Here is a 15,587-nt window from a genome sequence, read left to right as displayed (position 1 = left end):
TAGTCTCATTTTTATTGCTTCAATGAGACGGCAATGACACAAGGGGTGGAACCCGTCTGTATTTCCCGCCCCGCTACGAGTAGGCGTTGGCTTTCTGGCATTACCGTCGCGGAATGGCTGTTACCATAGAATCCTGGTTGCGACCCGATTGCCGTAAAAACACCGTAACCATTCGGCGGCACGAATGTAGTATCAAGTTGGCCGTCCAGACGGTAACGCACCGCCATGCCGCGATCGAGAAATGAACCATAACCTACCAGTTTTCCATCGGCCTCTGTCATATAGTCCCAGGCACCCTCAATGGGGAATAATACGACACGACCCTCGTTGAATTCTTTAGCAGGTTTTCCTGTGTAGTCTAGCCGATAGATCATGGGAGTACTGGTCCCTTCGGACCACACCTGGCCGTGGACGGTGATGCGCTGACTGGCGTTATTTAGCGTGAAATCATAAATGATAATGCCAGGCTTTGACCAATAGACCCCGTTGTCAGCGAAGCGCTGGTCGAGCGCTCCGGACAATGTCAGTGCTGCGATTCCGTTTATGCTCGACGAATCGTTGAAATAGCGCGTGTAGATGATGATGCGCACCTTCTCACCAACCTCCAGCATCTTAGGCGCCCCAATGACATAACGGAGGTCCGGAATAAGATCTTGCATCTTGAGGATGCCTAGCTTACCAAAGCTCTGGCGTGGGACACCTTCATGGGTGAGCACGAAAAGGATGGGAGCGTTTTCAAGGGAACCTGAGAAGATATAGTCGTTCTTGTAAGTGGTGAATTGGTAGAGCGTGATATCTTTAAAATTGAAAAAATTATTTAGGATGATGTAGCCGTTGTTGCTGCCGAAATCAGTATCTGGCTTTCCGTTTGGCTTAAGCTTCCACAGGTGGGTGAAGCCTTGGGTTCGATCAATCATAGTGAGCAGGATGTGACCCTCCGCATCCTCGGCCATATGAGAGAAACTATGATAATCAAAAACTGTGCTCAGGTCAGTCAGATAGACAAGACCTGTTTTGTTGAAAGACGTATCCAGCTCGCCATCTTTCAAGGTGCGCGCAATGAAAGGTTTCGTGCCGTTGTGGACGCCTCTCAAGTAAAATCGCTCGGGATAGTAGTTGCTTGCCAGGATTTGCGAAACCGCGTTTCTAGGATCCGCGATAGGCTCGCCGATGTGAAGGTGCCCTTTGTCGGCATAGGTTACGTCAATGGGCGCCTTGAGTTCCTGACGCTCGCCTTGGTAATCACGGGGGTTGTGTTGAGTCTGGGCAAAAAAAACCATATTTGGATGCATGATATGACCTGTCACTGGGGGAGTGGTTTTTGCGATCTCATTTAATGCGATCCGGATGGTTGTGGGTACTGGCAAAAATGATAGGCGTTGGTGGTCGATGGATAACGATCCGGTCCTGGAGTTTGGGCTGCAACGGGGAGCACGGGGCGGCAGACCTGGATACGCCGCAGGTAGCGATGCGGTAAGCTTGCTGCCATGAACCTCGACACCCGCATCAAATACCGCCACCTGCTGTGCTTCCTGGAGATTGCCCGGCAGGGCAGCCTGGCCAGGGCGGCCGATATCCTGTCGATCAGCCAGCCGGCGATTTCCAAGACCCTCAAGGAGCTTGAGGACCTGCTCGAGGCGCGCCTGTTCGAGCGCAGCCGCCAGGGTGTCGAGCTGACCCCGGCCGGCACCCGCTTCATGCGTTACGCCGGGCCCAGCGTGCAGGCGCTGCGCGATGGCGTCAGCAGCCTTCGCGGTGAAGCGCGGGCGCCGTCGCAGGTGCGCATCGGCGTGCTGTCCACGGTCGAAGGCCTGCTCATGCCTGAGGTGCTGTGCCGCCTGCATCAGCGCCATGAAGCGCTGGTGATCAGCGTGGTCACCGGGGTCAGCGCGCAGTTGCTTGGCCAGCTTCACCTGGGGGAGCTGGAACTGGTGGTGGGGCGCATGACCGACAGTCCGCAAATCCAGGGGTTGTCGTTCGAGCACCTGTACAGCGAGTCGATGAGCCTGGTGGTGCGCCCGGGTCACCCGCTGCTGGCCAGCACGCCCGTGGAGCGGGGGCAGGTGGGGCGTTACCCGCTGGTGCTGCCACCCGCTGGCACCACCATCCGCCAGCACGCCGACAGCCTGTTCGTGCAATGCGGCATCCAGATGCCGGCGCAGCGCCTGGAAACCCTGTCGCTTGCCCTGAGCCGGCGCTACCTGCTGGGCAGCGATGGCCTGTGGGTGGCGCCGCGTGATGCCGTGCTGCTCGACCTGCGCCGTGGCGAACTGGTCGAGCTTGACCTGGGGGTGCGCGAGCCGGGAGGGTCGGTGGGGATTTGCCGCAATGCCGCCTTGCCGTTGAGTTTGCCGGGCCAGTGGGTGGGAGAGGTGCTGCGGGAGGTGGCGGGGGAGTATCGAGAGGGTCGGTATCCTTGAGGTTTTCGGGGGCTCCCTGACCTGTTTTAGCCCCTGTGAAAAGCGCCGATCACCATGATGTTTCCGACCTCAGAACCTGCAGAAATAAAAAGCCACAAAAGCCCGGCAAACCCGGCACAAAGGGTCAATACTGGCCAATGGCTGTAAAGCTTCGATGAAGAAGCTTTTAATGACTGAACTTCCTTACGAAAACCCGCTCCTATGCCGGTAGCCATTGGTCATGGCCGCCTGATAAGCTCGCGGCTTTACCCTGATTGCCCTCATGGCGCATGAACAAGGAAATAGCATGAAACAGCATCGTTTGGCGGCTGCGGTTGCCCTGGTAGGCCTGGTACTGGCTGGCTGCGATCAACAAGCCAGCAGCCCCGAGCTGAAGACTCCGGCGCAGAAAGCCTCCTACGGTATCGGCCTGAACATGGGCAAGAGCCTGGCTCAGGAAGGCATGGAAGACCTTGATTCGAAAGCAGTCGCCCTCGGCATCGAAGACGCCGTTAGCAAGAAAGAACAACGCATCAAGGACGAAGAGCTGGTAGAGGCCTTCACCGCATTGCAGAAACGCGCCGAGGAGCGCCTGGCCAAGGCCAGCGAAGAAGCCGCCTCCGCCGGCAAGAAATTCCTGGAAGAAAACGCCAAGAAGCCAGGCGTGGTCACCACGGCCTCGGGCCTGCAGTACGAAGTGGTCAAGAAGGCCGACGGCCCGCAGCCCAAACCGACTGACGTGGTCACTGTCCACTACGAAGGCAAGCTGATCGATGGCAAGGTATTCGACAGCTCCGTCGAACGTGGCAGCCCGATCGACCTGCCGGTCAGCGGTGTGATCCCAGGTTGGGTCGAAGGTTTGCAGTTGATGCACGTCGGCGAGAAGTACAAGTTGTTCATCCCGGCTGAACTGGCCTATGGCGCACAAAGCCCAAGCCCGCTGATCCCGGCCAACTCGGTACTGGTGTTCGACCTGGAACTGATCGCCATCAAGGATCCGGCCCAGTTGCAAGGTGCCGAGCCGCAGGCCGAAGCCCCTGAAGAAGCACCTGCCCAGTAACATTGGCTGGTTGTCGGAAAACGCCCCACATTGTTGGGGCGTTTTCGTTTGTGCCGATTGGACGAACCTGCAACAGCTGATACTGTCCGAGGAAATGCAGCGTGAAGAAGTAGGATGTTTCTGACGCAAATCGTTTGCGGCGCAGGTAGTCATGGCGTGAAACGACTGTGTAAAAAACGCCCGATCTGACCGGGCCCCTTGCCTGGCAGGCACCTGGGGTCGGAAACGTCGCCCTGTTCACAAGGTTATCCACAATAAATGTGGATAACCTTTTCCTCTCGGAGGCTCCATGAGCGCACCCTGGAATTTTGCCCGTTTCCTGCCATTGGCCGAGCGCCTGCTCAGCCGCGGTCGTTTGCCGGCCTTGTTGTTTGCGGTGGCGCGCAAAGGCCCGCGCCTCGGCCAACTGCGTGAAGATGTGAAGCTGCTGCAGTCGCTGTGCCTGGCCTGGTGGAGGGGGGAGTACCGTGCCATCAGCCCCAAGGCACTGGTCACTGTCGTGGCTGGCCTGCTGTATTTCGTCAGCCCTATCGATGCCATCCCGGACTGGTTGCTGGGGGTGGGTTTCCTCGATGACATCGCGGTGCTGGGCTGGGTGCTGAAAACCGTGGCCGACGAGTTGGCGCGCTTCAAGGCCTGGCGCGATAGCCAGGCACCCGAACGGCTGCGCGTGGTCGAGCGCCTGCCGGCTACCCCGGAAGCGCTGCAGCTGGAGCGCAACAAGTAATGAAACCGGCCTGAATCTCACCTCAACTGCACAGACCTCGGAGTTGGTAATATAATTGGCATAAGGGTTATGCCTACGGATTACATGCTGTAATCCTTTTTAAAGGGGTTTGTAATGGGTATTCAGGTCATCAGCCGGGACGGTCAGCCCGAGTACGCCGTCGTTCCCTGGGAGCAATACCAGGCGTTGCTCCGCGCGGCAGGGCAGGCACCTGCCGAGGCGGTTTCCAGTGAGGCGCAGGGCGTTGCTGCCAGTGCGCCCCTGCCAGCCTTCAGCGAAGTCGCGCAGATTCGCCAGGCCAAGGGCATTGCCCCGGAGCAACTGGCGCGCAATGTCGGGGTGAGCCCGGCGTATCTGGCCATGATCGAATCGGGTGAACGCCAGCCAGATGCTGCCATCCGCCGCGCCCTGGCCTGGCATCTGGGGGTGGCTGGCTGGAGCGAGCCATCATGAGCCAGGTCAGGATCAGCCGTCAGCACTGGGATAACCTGCTGGGCGAGCTTGACCTGGCCCGTCGTCAACGTCACTTGCTGACATACCGAGCGCTGATCGAGCGCTTGCAGCTACCCAGCCCGGCCATGCAGACGCTGACTGCCGCGCTGGAATACCTGGCGGTGCTGGATGCCCGTGCCGAGCAGCCATTGCGCAGTTCGCTGGTGATCAGCCAAGGCGCCAGCCGTTTGCCGCGAACTGGCTTCTTTGAGTGTGTCGAGCGCCTGGGGCGGTTTACCGGGCCGGTCGATGGCATGGAGGCTGCCTCGTGGCATGCTTCTGAGGTGGTTCGGGTGTTCGAGTACAGCTATCCCGAAACGGCCTGAAGCGTTACCCATTCCAGCCTGTTCGCTACAGGTGGTGACCCTGAGCGAAAGGGCAGGGCCTGCTGGCCAGTTTCCACCCGTCGTTCAACGTTGCCGCCGCTACCGTATTCGCGGGTAAACCCGCTCCTACCACGGTGGTGGCCAAACATCGGGGGTTGGAATCAGGCTGTTGTAGGAGCGGGTTCACCCGCGAAAGGGCCGGGCCTGCTGGCCAATTTCCACCCGTCGTTCTCCGTTGCCGCCGCTACCGTATTCGCGGGTAAACCCGTTCCTACGCAGATCGGTGGTGGCCACACATCGGGGGTTGGAATCAGGCTGTTGTAGGAGCGGGTTCACCCGCGAAAGGGCCGGGCCTGCTGGCCAATTTCCACCCGTCGTTCTCCGTTGCCGCCGCTACCGTATTCGCGGGTAAACCCGCTCCTACGCAGATCGGTGGTGGCCAAACATCGGGGGTTGGAATCAGGCTGTTGTAGGAGCGGGTTCACCCGCGAAAGGGCCGGGCCTGCTGGCCAATTTCCACCCGCCGTTCACCGTTGCCGCCGCTACCGTATTCGCGGGTAAACCCGCTCCTACCACGGTGGTGGCCACACATCGGGGGTTGGAATCAGGCTGTTGTAGGAGCGGGTTCACCCGCGAAAGGGCCGGGCCTGCTGGCCAATTTCCACCCGCCGTTCAACGTTGCCGCCGCTACCGTATTCGCGGGTAAACCCGCTCCTACCACGGTGGTGGCCACACATCGGGGGTTGGAATCAGGCTGTTGTAGGAGCGGGTTCACCCGCGAAAGGGCCGGGCCTGCTGGCCAATTTCCACCCGCCGTTCACCGTTGCCGCCGCTACCGTATTCGCGGGTAACCCCGCTCCTACCACGGTGGTGGCCACACATCGGGGGTTGGAATCAGGCTGTTGTAGGAGCGGGTTCACCCGCGAAGAGGCCGGCACAGGCAGCGCATCCCTGTGAATCAACCCGCACCCCCTGCCATCGGCATCCACCACTTCCAATGCCTCCAGGTGCTGGTATCGGCCAAACAGCTCCAGCAGCTGCCCGATCGTGGCATTCAAGTGCACTGTCGGTTGTTCAGCCAGTGGCACCTGCGTCAGTGCTGGTAAAAGCCCGCTGTCGCGTACCCCCATCTCCTGTGGCCGCCCTAGCAAATAACCCTGCACCAGGTCCACGCCCATCTCCACCAGCACCGCCAGCTCTTCCGCCAGCTCGATGCCCTCGGCAATCACCTGTGCCTTCGATGCCCGGGCAATCTGCAAGATAGAGCCTACAAACTCGCGCTTGAGCGGGTCACGGTGGATGCCGTCGATGAAGTGCCGGTCGATCTTCACGTATTCGGGGCGCAGCTCCGACCACAGGCGCAGGCTGGAATAGCCCGCGCCCAGGTCGTCGAGGGCAATCGAGAAGCCCATGTCGCGATAGTGGTGCAGGGCATTGGACAGCAGCTGGAAGTCGTCGGTGGGCGTGTGCTCGGTCAACTCGATCACCACCCGGTTGGGCGGCAGGCCAACCTGTTCGAGCAGTTTCAGGGTCAGGCCAGAGGGGTAGTGCGGCTCCAGCAGCGATTCGGGTGAGATGTTGAGAAACAGTTTGCCCTGCAGTTGCTGCTCGCTGAAGCGTCGGCAGGCGCTTTCTCGGCAAGCGGCTTCCAACTCGGTCAGGCGGCCGGCCTGGCGGGCGATGGTGAACAGGTTGAGCGGCGCATGCAGCGGGCTATTGGATGGGCCACGGCTCAGCGCCTCATGGCCAAACACCCTATGCTCACTCAGGCACATGATTGGCTGGAACAGACTGTGAATACGGCGTTGAGCCAGGATGGCACTCAAGGCACTGAGCTGTTCGGCAACGGTCATGATGGATTCCTGAAAAATGAGGGCCGGGCATCTGCATGCCCGGCCCTCATATTTCACGACAGCGCGATGACTGTTTGATGACAGGTCGCATTATTCTGCCATCATTGCTGAGGTGCCTTACTTCTTGGCCACCTTGGTGCTGGCACTGAGGTAGTCGATCAGGATGCGACCGGTTTCCGCGAGGTAAGCGTCGTCTTCCGGCTTGGTGTTTTCATCCTCGACCGGCAGGGCGTCTTCGTCCTCTTTCTTCAGCTCTTTCAGCGGCTCTTCACCCTTGGCCTTGCGGCGGGTGTTTTCCAGCGCCAGTTGCTTGGCCTCGATGCTGTCGTGGCGTGCACGGCGTTCCTGCTCGTTGAGGCTGACGGTTTTTTCGTTCATCAGCTTCTGGGTGAGGGCCAGGCGGTCGCGGATGTAGGTGAACTCGGCATCCTTGTCGCTGCGCGCCTCATGCTGCGCCTTGAGCTGGGCCAGGAACGGCCTGAACGGATCGGCCGCAGGCTTGACCACCGGGCGGATGGTGTCCCACGGCATGGCCTCTGGCAGGGCGCTCTCGCCGATTTCCTTGGTGTCGATGATCGAGGGGTAGTCGATGTCCGGCAGCACCCCCTGATGCTGGGTACTCTGCCCGGAAACCCGGTAGAACTTGGCCAGGGTCAGTTTCAGCTCACCATGGTTGAGCGGCTGGATGGTCTGCACGGTGCCTTTGCCGAAGGTCTGGCCACCGATGATCAGCGCGCGGTGGTAGTCCTGCATGGCACCGGCGAAGATCTCCGATGCCGAGGCCGACAGGCGGTTGACCAGCAGTGCCAGCGGGCCCTTGTAGAAGGCCCCCGGGTTTTCGTCTTCCAGCACGTCGACGCGGCCATCGCTGTTGCGTACCAGCACGGTCGGGCCTTTCTCGATGAACAGGCTGGTCAGCTCGGTGGCTTCCTGCAGCGAGCCGCCGCCGTTGTTGCGCAGGTCGATGACCACGCCGTCGACTTTCTCTTTCTGCAGCTCGGTGAGCAGCTTCTTCACGTCACGCGTGGTGCTCTTGTACTCCGGGTCGCCAGCGCGGTAGGCCTTGAAGTCCAGGTAGAAGGCCGGGATCTCGATGATGCCCAGCTTGTAGTCACGCCCGTCCTGCTTGAGCTTGAGCACCGACTTCTTCGCCGCCTGTTCTTCAAGCTTCACCGCTTCACGGGTGATCGACACAATCTTGCTGGTCTGGTCGCTAGGCGCATTGCTGGCCGGGATGATTTCCAGGCGCACCACCGAGCCTTTCGGGCCGCGGATCAGCTTGACCACTTCGTCCAGGCGCCAGCCCACCACGTCGACCATTTCCTTGTTGCCCTGGGCCACGCCGATGATCTTGTCAGCCGGGGCCACCTGCTTGGTCTTGGCTGCCGGGCCTGCTGGCACCAGGCGCACGATCTTGACCTGGTCGTTGTCGCTTTGCAGCACTGCACCAATGCCTTCGAGCGACAGGCTCATGTTGATGTCGAAGTTTTCGGCGTTGTCCGGCGACAGGTAGTTGGTGTGTGGGTCGTAGGACTGGGCAAAGGTGTTGATGTAGGCCTGGAAGATGTCCTCGGCACGGGTCTGGTCCAGGCGCGCGAGCTGGTTCTTGTAGCGCTTGATCAGGGTTTCCTGGATCTGCTTGGGTTCCTTGCCGGCGATCTTCTGGCGCAGCACTTCGTCTTTGACGCGTTTGCGCCACAAGTCGTCGAGCTCGGCCTGGTTCTTCATCCACGGCGCGTCCTTGCGGTCGATCAGCAAGGTTTCCTTGGTGGTGAAGTCAATCTTGTCCACGCCATTGTTCAGCTCGGCCAGGGCGAAGTCCAGGCGTTGCTTGACGCGGTCGAGGTAGCGTTTGTAGATGGTAAAACCTGGGTCCAGGTTGCCGCTCTTGAGGAAATCGTCGAATTGCGTTTTCCATTTATCGAATTCGGCAATGTCGGCAGCGGTGAAGTAGCTGCGCGCCGGGTCCAGCAGCTTGATGTAGCTGTCGTAGATAATGGCCGAACGGGCATCGTCCAGGGGTGGCTTGCTGTAGTGGTGGCGCTTGAGCAATTCCACCACGTTGAGGCTGGCGACGATCTCGTCGCGGTCCGGCTGCAGGCTGTCCCACTTGTTGGCGGCCGCCGCATTGCCGCCGAGCGTGAGGCTGCCCAGGCCGATCATCACAGCCAGTGCGGTGCTTGGAAGGAAATGCTTCATGCTGATTCGACGTGGAGGCAATTGATCACGCATAGTAGGCCGTCTTTTCCGTTGCCGGTTCCATGGAGCCGGGCAAATACTGCAAAAGGCCTGAGGTAAGCGACCTCAGGCCCAGTCATGATTCAACTATGGAGGCACTGTGAAGGCATTGCAAGGCGTTGACGGACATGTGGAGTGGGTCGAGGCCGAACGCCCGACCTGTGACGCGGGCCAAGTGCGCATTCGCGTGGCCGCTGCGGGGCTGAACCGCGCCGACCTGCTGCAGATGAAAGGTTTGTACCCGCCACCACCAGGTGCCAGCCCATACATGGGGCTGGAGTGTTCCGGGGTGGTTGAAGAGGTGGGGGCTGGTGCCGCCTGGCGCGTGGGTGACCGCGTTTGCGCCCTGCTGGCCAGCGGCGCCATGGCCGAGGAAGTGGTGGTCGATGCCCGTCACGTATTGCCGGTACCCGAAGGCCTTGGCCTGCATGAGGCGGCAGCGTTGCCGGAGGTGTATGCCACCGCTTGGCTGAACATCTTCCAGCTCGGTGCAGTGAAGGCTGGCGAGAAGGTGCTTGTGCACGCCGGCGCCAGTGGCGTTGGCTCGGCCGCCATCCAGCTGTGCAAGGCGTTCGGCAGCCCGGTATGGGTCAGCGTCGGTTCGCAGGAACGCCTGGCCTACTGCCAGGCGCTGGGCGCTGCGGGGGGTGTGGTACGTAACGAGAACCTGGACGCGCTGGAAGGTTTCGGCCCGTTCGATGTGATTCTCGACCCGGTAGGCGCTGGCTACGGTGAGCTGAACCTCAAGCTGCTGGCCCGTGACGGGCGCTGGGTAATCATCGGTCTGATGGGCGGACGCAAGTTCGAGCTGGACCTGGCCCAAGTGCTGGGCAAGCGTCTGGAAATTACCGGCTCCACCCTGCGCAACCGTGATGACGGCTTCAAGGCCGAGTTGCTGCGCGAACTGCAGCAGCAAGTATGGCCGCTGTTCGCCGAGGGGCGGTTGTCGCCGCAGCTGGTCGATACCTACCCGGTGGAGTTTGCCCAGGCGGCGTATGCCGAGCTGGAGACCAACCAGGTGTCGGGCAAGCTGGTGATGGTGATCGACCCTAGCCTGGTGTAAGCAGGCCTGGCCCCTTCGCGGGTAAACCCGCTCCTACATCGGGATCGCCACAATTTGAACACTGTGCGATGTAGGAGCGGGTTTACCCGCGAAGGGGCCGGTACAGCCCATAAAAACCTTCAGCTCCAGCTCAGAATCGGCCACCCATTGATCTCGGCATGCTCGCGCAACACCGCATCCGGGTTCACCACATGCGGGTGATCCACTCTCAACAACAACGGCAAGTCATTCCTCGAATCGGAATAGAAACTCGCGCCCTCCAGGTTCTCCTGCTCCTGATCCAGCCATTCCAGCAACCGCGTGATCTTGCCCTCACGATAGGTCAGCACCCCGTGGGTCTTGCCGGTGTACACCCCGTTCACAGCCTCCAGCTCGATAGCCAGGTATTCATCCACGCCCAGTCTCGCGGCAATCGGCCCGACCAGGTGCGTCCCCGAAGCGGAAATGATCAGGATGCGATCCCCACGCTTGCGGTGCTCGGCAATGCAGCGGCAGGCGTCACCGTAGATGATCGGCTCGATCACTTCTTCGACCCACGGTGCCACCAGGTGCTCGACTTCTTCCAGGGTACGCCCGGCAATCGGCTCCAGGCTGAAGGCCATGTAGTCCTCCATCTGCAGGTGGCCCCTGCCATAGGCTTCCATCAGTTCATGGTCGCGGCGCAGGAAATCCTTGCCGTCGACCCAGCCCAACCGGGCCATTTGCTCGCTCCACAGTGATGCGCAGTCGCCGTGGATCAGGGTTTCATCCAGATCGAAAATTGCCAGTGCCATTGTGTTGAGTCTCCTTAAGCCACTTCCCGCAGCGCAGTGGGGTCGATCGACACGCTTACCCGTTTTCCGTCTGCATGCAAGTCGGCCGGCGAGCGGTTGAGCACATCGACCACCAGCTCCACGTCGCGCACCCGCACCCGGTAGCGGATCACGTTGCCCAGCAGGCTGTGGCTGCGCACCTCGGCGTCCAGCTCGCCATGCTCGCCAAGGGTGATCGACTCCGGGCGGATCGCCAGGCGGCTGGCCACCGGGCGCTGCAGCAGGCGGCTGGCGCTGTCGGCGTCGAGCAGGTTGTAATTGCCGATGAAACCTGCGGCAAACAGGTCCACGGGGGCGGTGTAGAGGGTTTCGGCATCGCCGCTCTGGACGATGCGCCCCTGGTTCATCAGGAAGATGCGGTCGGACATGGTCAGCGCTTCCTCCTGATCGTGAGTGACGAATATGGTGGTCAGCCCCAGTTCGCGCTGGATGGCGCGAATCTGCTCGCGCAGGTGCTTGCGGATACGCGCATCCAGCGCCGACAACGGTTCGTCGAGCAGCAGCAGGCGCGGGCGGGTGACCAGTGAGCGTGCCAGGGCCACGCGCTGGCACTGGCCACCGGAAAGCTGGTGCGGGTAGCGCCCGGCGAACTTGCCCAGCTCCACCAACTCCAGCACCTCGCGTACCCGCAGCTGGCTTTCATCGGCCTTGACCTTCTGCATGCGCAGGCCGAAGGCGACATTCTGCTCCACGGTCATGTTAGGGAACAGCGCGTAGCTCTGGAACACCATGCCGATGCCACGCTTTTGCGGGCTTAGCGGCACGATGTCGTGGCCGTCGAGCAGTATCTGCCCGCTGTCCACCGAGGTCAGCCCGGCAATGCAGCGCAGCAGGGTGGACTTGCCGCAGCCGGACGGGCCGAGCAGGGTGACGAATTCGCCGCGTTCGATGTGGCAGTCGATGCGCTCGAACACCGGGCTGCCGGCGTAGCTTTTCTGCAGTTTCTGTACGCTGACGAAGCTCATGTCAGGTCTTGTCCTTGTTCAGGCGGTTGGCGACCCAGGTCAGTACCAGCACGAAGGCGAAGTAGGAGATGACCAGCGCGCTGTTGAAGTGGCCGCTGCTGTTGCGCATGTTGTTCAGGTACACCTGCAGGGTCTCGTAGCGGGTGCCGACCAGCAGGTTGGCAAACACGAATTCGCCGAACAGGAACGAGAACGACAGCAGCACTGCCACCATCAGGCCCTGGCGCAGGTTCGGCAGCACCACCAGCAGTGCGGCCTGCCAGGTGCTGGCGCCGAGCAGTTGCGCGGCGTCCATCAGGTCGCGCAGGTTGATGGCCTGCAGGTTGTTGGTGATGGCCCGGTACATGAACGGCAGGGCGATGGTGAAGTAGCAGCCGATCAGGATCCACGGTGTGCCGACCATGGCCATCGGCCCGCTGCCATACAGCTGCAGCAGCCCCACCGACGACACCACCGGCGGGACCGCGAATGGCAGCAGGATGAGGATGTTCATCAGCGCGTCGAGCCGCGGGAAGTGGTAATGCACCACGAACAGCAGTGGCAAGATCAGCACCACCGACAGCAGCAGTGCGCCTACGCACACCAGCAGCGACTGGCCGAACGCGGCAAGGAAACGCGGCTCGCTCCACAGCGCCGCATACCACTTCAGGGTCAGGCCACTGGGCAGCAGGCTTGCCGACCAGCTGGTGGCCAGCGAGTAGAGCAGGGTGCCGGCCAGGGGCAGCAGCAGGATCAGGAACAGCAGGTAGACCACGAGGCGGTGGTACCAGCCGCCGGAGCGGATGTCAGCGCGCATGGTAGCTCCTTTTCAGCAGCCATTGATGCACCACCGTGACCAGCGTCATCAGCCCCACCAGCACCATCGCCAAGGCGCTGGCCAGGTTCGGATCGAGGCTGATGTCGCCCGCCACCAGGCCGGCGATGCGGATCGGCAGTACGTTGAAGTTGCCGGTGGTCAGTGCGTACACGGTGGCGTAGGCGCCCAGGGCGTTGGCCAGCAGGATGACGAAGGTGCCCAGCAGTGCCGGGGCCAGCACCGGCAGGCCGATGTGTCGCCAGTACTGCCAGTGGTTGGCGCCCAGCAGCGCGGCTGACTCGCGCCAGTCTTCGCGCAGGGCGTCGAAGGCGGGGTACAGCAGCAATACGCCCAGCGGGATCTGGAAGTAGGTGTACACCAGGATCAACCCGCTTTTGGAATAGATACTGAAGTCTTCCAGCAGGCCGACCTGCTTCAGCAGCAGCGTCAACGCGCCGTTGAAGCCAAGCAGGATGATGAAGGCAAAGGCCAGCGGTACGCCGGCAAAGTTGCTGGTCATGTTGGCGAAGGCGCTGACGAAATCGCGCAGCTTCGAGTCCACCTGGCGCAGCGAGTAGGCGCCGAGGGTAGCGATGACGATGCCGAACACGCTCGACCAGAAGCTGATTTCAAGGCTGCGTTGCAACGCCTGCAGGTAGAACTTGGAGGCGAACACCTTGCTGAAGTTGTCGATGCCCCAGCCGGCCTCCGATTGCAGGCTGTTGATCGCCACCCAGGCCAGCGGGGCGACCTGGAAAATGACGAAGAACACGGCGAACGGCAGCAGGCAGAGCAGGGCCAGGTAGCGGCCACGCATGCCGCCATTCACTTCAGCAACTCCCGGCAAACCGTCTTGTCGTGCGCGGCGCCCAGCAGCTCGCAGATGGTGCCGCACAGTTCGGTTTGCAGCGGCTTGGCGGCCGGGTCCAGGCTGAAGGCGTCGCCGAAGACGAACAGCGGCACTTCACGTTCTTCAGCCAGCAGGCCGTTGTGCGAGCGGTCGTTGTTCATGCCGTGGTCGGCGGTGACCAATACCTGATAGCCCTCTTCGAGCCAGCCAGGCAGGTAGTCGGCCAGCAGAATGTCGACGCTGCGCGCAGCGTTGCGATACTGGCTGCTGTCCAGGCCGTGGCGGTGACCCACGTCGTCAACGCTCATCGGGTGCACCAGCAGGAAGTTGGGGGCGTGACGGCGGCGCAGGTACTCGCCATCGGCCAGAAGGTGCGAATCGGGGTAGCGGTCGTCCCAGTAGAACAGCCCGTGCTGGATCGGCAGCTTCGGCGCGTGGGTGTGGCGGTCACGCTGCGGGTCGAAGGGCGAGCGGTTGTACAGCTCGCTCATCCAGTGATAAGCCGCCGCTGCGGTGCCCAGGTTGGCCTCGCGGGCATAGTGAAACACGCTGCGTTGGTTGGACAAGCGGTTGATGTTGTTGTGCACGATGCCGCTGTCGATCGGTGGCACGCCGGTGAGGATGCATTCGTACAGCGGCCGCGACAGCGATGGCAGCTCGCATTCCACGCGGTACAGCGCGGCGCGATCTGCTTCGACGTAGGCGTGCAGGTGGCCCATCGCATGGTGGGCGACCTGGTAGTTGAGGCCGTCAAGCAGGACCAGGATGACGTTGTGTTGCATGTTTTCTCCAGTCATGAACCGCGTAGGCACCTTCGCGGGTAAACCCGCTCCTACAGGTATCGCGTATCCCTGTGTAGGAGCGGGTTTACCCGCGAAAGGCCGGATCAGGCGCTACAAAGCTCAGCCCCTTACTCCATCTCGATGATCACCTGCTCCTGCCACATCTGCGGCAGTTTCTTCGAGGTGGCTTCCCAGGCTTCGGCATTCTTGATCGGCTGGGCGGCACCGTACTGGTCGTTGGGCAGCAGCTTGGCCTGCACATCTGCCGGCAGCTTCAGGTGCTCGGCCCGGATCGGCCGTGCATGGCCCTTGGCCAGGTTGATCTGCCCGGCGTCGCTGAAGATGTATTCACGGGTCAGCTTGGCCGCGTTGGGGTGCTTGGCGTACTTGTTGATGACCGTGGTATAGCCGGAAATCACTGAGCCGTCCGAGGGGATCAGCACTTCAAAACGTTTTGGGTCGATCTGTTCACGGTAGCTCAGGCCGTTGAAGTCCCACACCACGCCAACTTCCACCTCGCCCTTCTCCAGTGTCTGGATGGTCGGGTTGGCCAGCGACAGGCGCTTCTGCTGCGCCAGCTTGGTAAACAGTTGCAGGCCTGGCGCCACGTTGGTCTCGTCACCTTTGTAGGCGATGGCCGCAGCCAGCACACCGTTGGCGGCCTGGGCTGCTGTGCCGACGTCGCCAATAGCGACCTTGTACTTGCCTTTTTCCAGGTCATGCCAGGTTTTCGGGCGGTCGCCTTCCTTGACCAGGTCCTTGTTGATGATGAAAGCGATGGTGCCGGTATAGGCCAGCGCCCAGTGGCCGTCCTTGTCCTTGGCCCATTCTGGCACCTGGTCCCAGGTGCTTGGCTTGTAAGGCTGGCTGACGCCCTTGGTCACCGCGATCGGGCCGAAGGCCGCACCCACGTCACCGATGTCGGCGCTGGCGTTGTCCTTCTCGGCTTCGAACTTGGCCAGTTCCTGGGCCGAGCTCATGTCGGTGTCGCTGTGTTTGAGACCGTACTTGCTGGCCAGGTCTTCCCAGGTGCCTTTCCAGTTGGCCCAGGCGTCGGGCATGCCCACGCTGTTGACAGTGCCTTCCTTGCGGGCGGCGTCTTCCAGGGCCTTGAGGTCAGTGCCGGCGGCCATGGCCGTGGTGCACAACGCGATGGCCGAACCAAGCAGTGACGCCATGAAGAACTTTTTCATCCGAAGCTCCTTTGGGTGGGTGCCTTTGCGA

Annotated in this window: 15 protein-coding genes; 6 read left to right on the top strand and 9 right to left on the bottom strand. The window is 61.4% G+C overall.

The annotated features are described in order from the left end of the window. Window positions 1–11: 11 nt before the first annotated feature. On the bottom strand, window positions 12–1,520 hold the full coding sequence (locus KW568_RS22370) for a hypothetical protein (protein ID WP_259536840.1): 1,509 nt from the start codon (window positions 1,518–1,520) through the stop codon (window positions 12–14). On the opposite strand from KW568_RS22370, the gene pcaQ reads away from it, so the two are divergent. The 5 genes from pcaQ (at window position 1,488) to KW568_RS22345 (ending at window position 5,004) form a co-directional block, all read left to right on the top strand. Further along, window positions 1,488–2,420: a pca operon transcription factor PcaQ gene (gene pcaQ, locus KW568_RS22365; protein WP_010952764.1), complete on the top strand. Its 933-nt coding sequence runs from the start codon at window positions 1,488–1,490 to the stop codon at window positions 2,418–2,420. The genes KW568_RS22370 and pcaQ overlap by 33 nt on opposite strands. A gap of 286 nt (window positions 2,421–2,706) precedes the next feature. Beyond that, the gene (locus KW568_RS22360) at window positions 2,707–3,459 is read left to right on the top strand and encodes an FKBP-type peptidyl-prolyl cis-trans isomerase (protein WP_003252534.1); all 753 of its coding nucleotides are present in this window, start codon (window positions 2,707–2,709) and stop codon (window positions 3,457–3,459) included. A 289-nt stretch (window positions 3,460–3,748) separates the two neighbouring features. Then, window positions 3,749–4,186: a YkvA family protein gene (locus tag KW568_RS22355; protein ID WP_054888718.1), complete on the top strand. Its 438-nt coding sequence runs from the start codon at window positions 3,749–3,751 to the stop codon at window positions 4,184–4,186. Between the two features lie 114 nt (window positions 4,187–4,300). Continuing rightward, on the top strand, window positions 4,301–4,639 hold the full coding sequence (locus tag KW568_RS22350) for a helix-turn-helix transcriptional regulator (RefSeq protein ID WP_003252538.1): 339 nt from the start codon (window positions 4,301–4,303) through the stop codon (window positions 4,637–4,639). Continuing rightward, complete coding sequence (locus KW568_RS22345) at window positions 4,636–5,004, top strand: hypothetical protein (protein ID WP_003252539.1); 369 nt, start codon at window positions 4,636–4,638, stop codon at window positions 5,002–5,004. The genes KW568_RS22350 and KW568_RS22345 overlap by 4 nt, the downstream gene beginning before the upstream one ends. Before the next feature lie 749 nt (window positions 5,005–5,753). On the opposite strand, the gene KW568_RS22340 is transcribed toward KW568_RS22345, so the two are convergent. Next, window positions 5,754–6,857: an EAL domain-containing protein gene (locus KW568_RS22340; RefSeq protein ID WP_087534847.1), complete on the bottom strand. Its 1,104-nt coding sequence runs from the start codon at window positions 6,855–6,857 to the stop codon at window positions 5,754–5,756. A 117-nt stretch (window positions 6,858–6,974) separates the two neighbouring features. Further along, complete coding sequence (locus KW568_RS22335) at window positions 6,975–9,056, bottom strand: carboxy terminal-processing peptidase (RefSeq protein ID WP_259536838.1); 2,082 nt, start codon at window positions 9,054–9,056, stop codon at window positions 6,975–6,977. 139 nt (window positions 9,057–9,195) lie between these two features. Here KW568_RS22335 and KW568_RS22330 point away from each other — a divergent pair, with 139 nt between their 5' ends. Beyond that, entirely contained in the window at window positions 9,196–10,158 is a 963-nt protein-coding gene (locus KW568_RS22330) for an NAD(P)H-quinone oxidoreductase (RefSeq protein WP_232862795.1), read from the top strand. A 119-nt stretch (window positions 10,159–10,277) separates the two neighbouring features. On the opposite strand, the gene KW568_RS22325 is transcribed toward KW568_RS22330, so the two are convergent. The 6 genes from KW568_RS22325 to KW568_RS22300 all read right to left on the bottom strand — a co-directional run bounded on the left by KW568_RS22325 (window position 10,278) and on the right by KW568_RS22300 (window position 15,556). Continuing rightward, window positions 10,278–10,931 (bottom strand): HAD family phosphatase, encoded by a 654-nt coding sequence (locus tag KW568_RS22325; RefSeq protein WP_003252546.1) that lies wholly within the window; start codon window positions 10,929–10,931, stop codon window positions 10,278–10,280. 14 nt (window positions 10,932–10,945) lie between these two features. After that, window positions 10,946–11,935, bottom strand: a complete 990-nt coding sequence (locus KW568_RS22320; RefSeq protein WP_054888722.1) for an ABC transporter ATP-binding protein — start codon at window positions 11,933–11,935, stop codon at window positions 10,946–10,948. Between the two features lies 1 nt (window position 11,936). Then, window positions 11,937–12,731, bottom strand: coding sequence for an ABC transporter permease (locus KW568_RS22315; RefSeq protein ID WP_003252553.1), 795 nt, complete (start codon window positions 12,729–12,731; stop codon window positions 11,937–11,939). Beyond that, a complete protein-coding gene (locus KW568_RS22310; RefSeq protein WP_012053417.1) occupies window positions 12,721–13,548 on the bottom strand; it encodes an ABC transporter permease subunit in 828 nt (275 codons plus the stop codon). Before KW568_RS22310 ends, KW568_RS22315 begins: the two co-directional genes overlap by 11 nt. 8 nt (window positions 13,549–13,556) lie before the next feature. Beyond that, on the bottom strand, window positions 13,557–14,363 hold the full coding sequence (locus KW568_RS22305; protein ID WP_003252558.1) for an alkaline phosphatase family protein: 807 nt from the start codon (window positions 14,361–14,363) through the stop codon (window positions 13,557–13,559). A 128-nt stretch (window positions 14,364–14,491) separates the two neighbouring features. After that, on the bottom strand, window positions 14,492–15,556 hold the full coding sequence (locus KW568_RS22300; protein WP_003252561.1) for an ABC transporter substrate-binding protein: 1,065 nt from the start codon (window positions 15,554–15,556) through the stop codon (window positions 14,492–14,494). Between the last annotated feature and the right edge of the window lie 31 nt (window positions 15,557–15,587).

It is taken from the genome of Pseudomonas sp. HD6515, from assembly GCF_024971855.1.
Lineage (GTDB): Bacteria > Pseudomonadota > Gammaproteobacteria > Pseudomonadales > Pseudomonadaceae > Aquipseudomonas > Aquipseudomonas alloputida.
This window is presented reverse-complemented; position numbering and strand designations above follow the sequence as displayed.

What these genes read in the sequence shown, in the direction of transcription:
- pcaQ (WP_010952764.1), top strand. Translation starts at nt 1,488, where the DNA reads ATGAACCTCGACACCCGCATCAAATACCGCCACCTGCTGTGCTTCCTG.
- KW568_RS22360 (WP_003252534.1), top strand. Translation starts at nt 2,707, where the DNA reads ATGAAACAGCATCGTTTGGCGGCTGCGGTTGCCCTGGTAGGCCTGGTA.
- KW568_RS22355 (WP_054888718.1), top strand. Translation starts at nt 3,749, where the DNA reads ATGAGCGCACCCTGGAATTTTGCCCGTTTCCTGCCATTGGCCGAGCGC.
- KW568_RS22350 (WP_003252538.1), top strand. Translation starts at nt 4,301, where the DNA reads ATGGGTATTCAGGTCATCAGCCGGGACGGTCAGCCCGAGTACGCCGTC.
- KW568_RS22345 (WP_003252539.1), top strand. Translation starts at nt 4,636, where the DNA reads ATGAGCCAGGTCAGGATCAGCCGTCAGCACTGGGATAACCTGCTGGGC.
- KW568_RS22340 (WP_087534847.1), bottom strand. Translation starts at nt 6,857, where the DNA reads ATGACCGTTGCCGAACAGCTCAGTGCCTTGAGTGCCATCCTGGCTCAA.
- KW568_RS22335 (WP_259536838.1), bottom strand. Translation starts at nt 9,056, where the DNA reads ATGAAGCATTTCCTTCCAAGCACCGCACTGGCTGTGATGATCGGCCTG.
- KW568_RS22325 (WP_003252546.1), bottom strand. Translation starts at nt 10,931, where the DNA reads ATGGCACTGGCAATTTTCGATCTGGATGAAACCCTGATCCACGGCGAC.
- KW568_RS22320 (WP_054888722.1), bottom strand. Translation starts at nt 11,935, where the DNA reads ATGAGCTTCGTCAGCGTACAGAAACTGCAGAAAAGCTACGCCGGCAGC.
- KW568_RS22315 (WP_003252553.1), bottom strand. Translation starts at nt 12,731, where the DNA reads ATGCGCGCTGACATCCGCTCCGGCGGCTGGTACCACCGCCTCGTGGTC.
- KW568_RS22310 (WP_012053417.1), bottom strand. Translation starts at nt 13,548, where the DNA reads ATGCGTGGCCGCTACCTGGCCCTGCTCTGCCTGCTGCCGTTCGCCGTG.
- KW568_RS22305 (WP_003252558.1), bottom strand. Translation starts at nt 14,363, where the DNA reads ATGCAACACAACGTCATCCTGGTCCTGCTTGACGGCCTCAACTACCAG.
- KW568_RS22300 (WP_003252561.1), bottom strand. Translation starts at nt 15,556, where the DNA reads ATGAAAAAGTTCTTCATGGCGTCACTGCTTGGTTCGGCCATCGCGTTG.